Source organism: Collinsella aerofaciens, from assembly GCF_040915425.1.
GTDB lineage: Bacteria > Actinomycetota > Coriobacteriia > Coriobacteriales > Coriobacteriaceae > Collinsella > Collinsella aerofaciens_BW.
Genome location: NZ_JBCPDN010000098.1, coordinates 1 through 4553, shown reverse-complemented (window position 1 = coordinate 4553; position 4553 = coordinate 1). Strand labels below are relative to the sequence as shown.

6 protein-coding genes and 1 tRNA gene are annotated in these 4553 nt (G+C 58.5%); 1 reads left to right on the top strand and 6 read right to left on the bottom strand.

What is annotated here, in order from left to right:
- Positions 1-144: 144 nt before the first annotated feature.
- The 3 genes from AB5164_RS09765 to serS form a co-directional block, all read right to left on the bottom strand.
- Positions 145-221 (bottom strand) — tRNA-Arg (locus AB5164_RS09765).
- 77 nt (positions 222-298) lie between these two features.
- Complete coding sequence (locus AB5164_RS09760) at positions 299-676, bottom strand: hypothetical protein (RefSeq protein ID WP_055285931.1); 378 nt, start codon at positions 674-676, stop codon at positions 299-301.
- Between the two features lie 173 nt (positions 677-849).
- Positions 850-2133, bottom strand: coding sequence for a serine--tRNA ligase (serS, locus tag AB5164_RS09755; protein WP_040359108.1), 1284 nt, complete (start codon positions 2131-2133; stop codon positions 850-852).
- A gap of 111 nt (positions 2134-2244) precedes the next feature.
- Here serS and AB5164_RS09750 point away from each other — a divergent pair, with 111 nt between their 5' ends.
- Positions 2245-2418, top strand: coding sequence for a DUF6724 family protein (locus tag AB5164_RS09750; protein ID WP_006235069.1), 174 nt, complete (start codon positions 2245-2247; stop codon positions 2416-2418).
- A gap of 159 nt (positions 2419-2577) precedes the next feature.
- Here AB5164_RS09750 and proC read toward each other — a convergent pair whose 3' ends face one another.
- The 3 genes from proC to AB5164_RS09735 all read right to left on the bottom strand — a co-directional run.
- Positions 2578-3348 (bottom strand): pyrroline-5-carboxylate reductase, encoded by a 771-nt coding sequence (proC, locus tag AB5164_RS09745; RefSeq protein ID WP_368142197.1) that lies wholly within the window; start codon positions 3346-3348, stop codon positions 2578-2580.
- Between the two features lie 73 nt (positions 3349-3421).
- Positions 3422-3892: a 23S rRNA (pseudouridine(1915)-N(3))-methyltransferase RlmH gene (gene rlmH, locus AB5164_RS09740; RefSeq protein ID WP_117563694.1), complete on the bottom strand. Its 471-nt coding sequence runs from the start codon at positions 3890-3892 to the stop codon at positions 3422-3424.
- A 6-nt stretch (positions 3893-3898) separates the two neighbouring features.
- Positions 3899-4553: SPFH domain-containing protein (locus tag AB5164_RS09735; protein WP_368148055.1), on the bottom strand; the 655-nt coding region annotated here is incomplete at its 5' end.

Here is a 4553-nt window from a genome sequence, read left to right as displayed (position 1 = left end):
AATTTAAACGGCTGAAAAAGGGGCATCGACCTGCGCCGATGCCCCCAACGTGGACACACATTTTGTCCTATAAGCCGAGGTTCGAATCCATGCAGCGGCGGCGTAAAAGAAAAGCCCCCGTTGCCGGAGGCTTTCGATTTTAATTGGTGCGGCGTATAGGATTCGAACCTATGACGTTCTGATTCGTAGTCAGACCCTCTATCCAGCTGAGGTAACGCCGCAGCGCAAGACATATAAAACCACTTTAGCTTATTGGAGTCAAGCACAATCTCAAACTTTTTTGTGAAACGCAGTTTTGTCATGCTGCTCCGCATATACCGACGTTCCCCGTACGGTCGATTGGCTTTTCGATCACGTCGAACTTGGCATCAAGTTCCCTCAGGAGCGATCTCACCCGCTGGGCACAATCATAATCGGCAAACGAGATGCTCAGCATGCGCGCGACCTGGTTGGAAGTCCCAACTCCATAGAAGTGCTCCAGCGCCACAAGTCCCTCGTGCGTCACAAAGGTCTCGACCACATGCGGCGACTCCTCAAAGCACCATTGTGTCAACGGACCCTCGCTCGTCTGTCGAACCACCAGGCCACCCATGCCAGACGGCTCACACGTTACAAGCAGGTACTCCCCGCCCTCGTCGCTCTCAAACAAAACCACCCGATCATCAAACAGCTCCATCGCGTCCCCTTTCTCTCGCTCTTATTTAGCAAAAGCATAGCAGGTAGATGGCTGTATACAGAACAGTTGTTCGTGTGTTTTCTATTGAGCTGTCCGCACGGCATGGTATGGACCTGCGCACGAAATAGGGCGCCCCCGAAGGAGCGCCCTTGCATATCCCCTATGCAGCCAATTTACGCGACCGGCTCGATCTTCTCGAGACCGCCCATGTAAGGACGCAGAACCTCGGGGATCGTGATGGTGCCGTCGGCGTTCTGGTAGTTCTCCAGAATGGCGGCCATGGTGCGGCCGGCCGGCAGGCCGGAACCATTGAGGGTGTGCAGGTAGCGCGAACCCTTGAAGTTCTCGGGGTCGCGATACTTGATGTTGGCGCGGCGAGCCTGGAAGTCACCGCAGTTGGAGCAGGAGCTGATCTCCTTGTAGGCGTTGTAGCTCGGCAGCCAGACCTCGACGTCGTAGGTCTGACGGGCAGAGAAGCCCAAGTCGCCGGTGCACAGGCTAATCACGCGATACGGAAGGCCCAGCTGCTGCAGCAGGTACTCGGCCTCGGCGGTCATGCTCTCGAGCTCCTCGTCGGACTCCTCCGGCTTAGCGAACTTGACCATCTCGACCTTGTCGAACTCGTGCTGACGGATGATACCGCGGGTGTCGCGACCGGCGGAACCGGCCTCCTCGCGGAAGCAGGGGGTGAAGGCGGTGTAGCGGCGCGGCAGAGTGTCGGCGTCGAGGACCTCGCCGGCGTGCAGGTTGGTGAGCACGACCTCGGCGGTGGGGATCAGGAAGTTGTCGCCCGAGACGTGATAGGCGTCGTCCTCGAACTTGGGCAGCTGACCCGTGCCGAACATGGTCTGACGCTTGACGACGATAGGCGGCCACCACTCCTTAAAGCCACGGCTGGTGTGCGTATCGAGGAAGAAGTTGATGAGGGCGCGCTCCAGGCGGGCGCCAGCGCCACCGAGAACGGTAAAACGGCTGCCGGAGAGCTTGTTGCCGCGCTCGAAGTCGAGGATGTCCAGATCGGTGCCCAGATCCCAATGCGGCTTAAAGTCGAAGTCGAACTCGCGCGGGGTGCCCCAACGACGGCGCTCAATATTCTCGTCCTCGTCCTTGCCGTACGGCGTGGCCTCGCAAGGAATGTTGGGCAGGTGAGCCATGAAGTCGTACTGCTCCTGCTCGAGAGCAGTACGGCGCTCGGCCAGACCGTCAATCTTCTCGTTGACGGCGCGCACGGCCTCCTTGGCGGCCTCGGCCTCGTCCTTCTTGCCCTCCTTCATCAGGGCGCCGATCTTCTTGGACTCGGCATTGCGCGTAGCCTGGAGCTCCTCGACCTCGGTGATGACGGCACGGCGCTCATCGTCGAGCTCAAAGAACTTCTCGCGATCCCAAGACGTCTGGCGGTTAGCCATGGCGACATCGATGGCATCGGGGTTCTCGCGAACAAACTTGATATCAAGCATTAGATCCTCCGGCGATATACATTCCATTTAGGTTGCAACCTTGTACATGTATGGGCAAGTATATACTTATGAGCGTTTACGACCCAACTCAACTACGCAAGAAGGCACCCAATGGACGCAGTTTTTTCCTTTTTGTTTGGCACCCGCACCGGTTTTGCCATCCTTTTCGCCGGCGGCATCCTGTTATTTGCGATTCTTGCCTTTGTAATGGAGAAGCGTACCCATAAGATGTACGTCGACCGCGGACCCAAGTCCGAGGATGAGGAAGACAGCTTCTGGGACTAACCTGCCAAAAAGGGACAGGTTTATTTTGGTCTGTTTTATCTGGGCAAACGCAAGCGCCCCGCAACTGGAATTGAGCCAGTTGCGGGGCGCTTTTCGCTAAAAGGACAAAACCGCAGAAAATACCTGCCAAAAATAAACCCGTCCTTTTTTTGGTCGGTTTTACTGGAGAGTTGCGTCGATTGCCTTGACCAGGGCGCTGCGCATGCCGGCGTCCTCGAGCGCAACGACGCCCTTGATGGTGGCACCACCGGGCGAGCATACGGCATCCTTCATCGCCGCAGGATGCTGACCAGTTGAAAGCTGCAACTTTGCCGTACCTAGCACCATCTGGCTCACAATGCGATAGGCATCGGCACGCGGGATACCGTGCTTGACCGCCGCATCGCCCAGGGCCTCGATTGCCATAGCGACAAATGCCGGAGCGCAACCACCCACCGTGCCGCCCACGAACAGCAGGCTCGTATCAAGCTCGACCACCGCACCGAGCTTGCCAAGCAGATCAAGCACCACGGCGCTCTGCTCATCACTAAGCGTGGAAGCCTTCTCGCAAGCGATGACGCCCTCGCCCACCGAAACCGGTGTGTTGGGCACCGTCGAGATATGCGCGACGCCCGGCAGGACCTGCTCCCACTTGGCACTGTCCCAGGTCCAGGCAACCGACAGAACGACCTTTTTGGCAAGAGAATCCTTGAGCGGGGCGAATACCTTCTCGATCATGTACGGTTTGACCGCAGCGACCACGATATCGGATGCGGCGACAACCTCGGCGGCATCGTGGCAGGCGACCATGCCGCGCGCCTCGCAGCGCTCAACCAGTGCGTCGTAGCGACCCGCGCAGGCGCACATGTCGCTCGCGGCTACACCGGCAGCGATCCAGCCATCGGCCATAGCGCTCGCCATATTGCCAAAACCGACAAACCCAATCTTCATATCGCATAGTCCTTTCAGACACATTCCTCAAAACGAAAGGTATTGTCCCACGCCATTGTTTCGTATTGCCGACCTATTTGTGATACGGCTCGCCACGACTGATCTTGCAGGCACGGTAAATCTGCTCTAACAGCACCACACGCGCCAGGTTATGCGGCAAGGTAATGCGTCCAAAGCTGAGCATCTCGTCGGCTCGTGCGCGCACGTCATCGCTCACGCCGTCCGAACCGCCGATTACAAAGGCAATGTCGCTGCTGCCTCGCAGCATAAGATCGTCGAGCCTCGCCGAAAACTCCTCGCTCGAGCGCTCTTTGCCCTCAATGGCCAGCAGGATCACATGCGCTCGAGACGGCAGGGCAGCAAGAATCGCCGCCCCCTCCTTGTCGCGCGCGGCATCCACGCCGCCCGCCTTAGCCGGGTCGATATCGGCCACCTCGCGGATATCAACCTTGGCATAGGCGCCCAGACGCTTGGTGTACTCAGCGCACGCGTCCTTCCAAAAGCGCTCCTTGAGCTTACCGACGCAAACGACGGTGTATTTCACGCGCGTCTACTCCTTCGAATCGTTCTGAACCTTACCGGCAGCCAGCATCTGCTCGAACATAGAGGCCGACTGCGAGAAGTCGCTCGGCAGCACGACCGTCGAGGTTTTACCCGTGCGAGCAAACTCCGTCATCATCTCGGACCACTGCGTAAACATGAACAGTTGGTTGGCCTCGTCATTGCCGACACCCGTCTCCTGGATGATCTCGAGCGAATCTTTGATACCCAGCGCGATGGCCTTGCGCTGGTTGGCGATGCCCTCGCCCGCCTTTTCCATAGCCTCGGCCTCGGCGGTCGCCTCGGTGACGCGCTTGATGCGGTCTGCCTCGGCGAGCTCCTGTGCCGCAGCGCGCTTGCGCTGGGCGGCGTTGATGTCGTTCATGGAGTTCTCGACCTCGGTCGGCAGTGCGATTTTGGTGATGAGCGTCGACACGAGGGTGAAGCCGTAGGCGGCCATCTGCTCGGAAACGGTAGCGTTGACATCCTTGGCGATGTCATCCTTCTTGGCAAAGACCTCATCGAGTGTGTAGACGGGAATCGAAGAGCGCAGGGCGTCGGTGATGAAGTCACGCATCTGGTCGACGGGCTCCTGCAGCATATAGTAGCTCTTGTAGATGCCCGAATCCGCCGGGCCAGCACCCATGTCATAGCTCACGTGATAC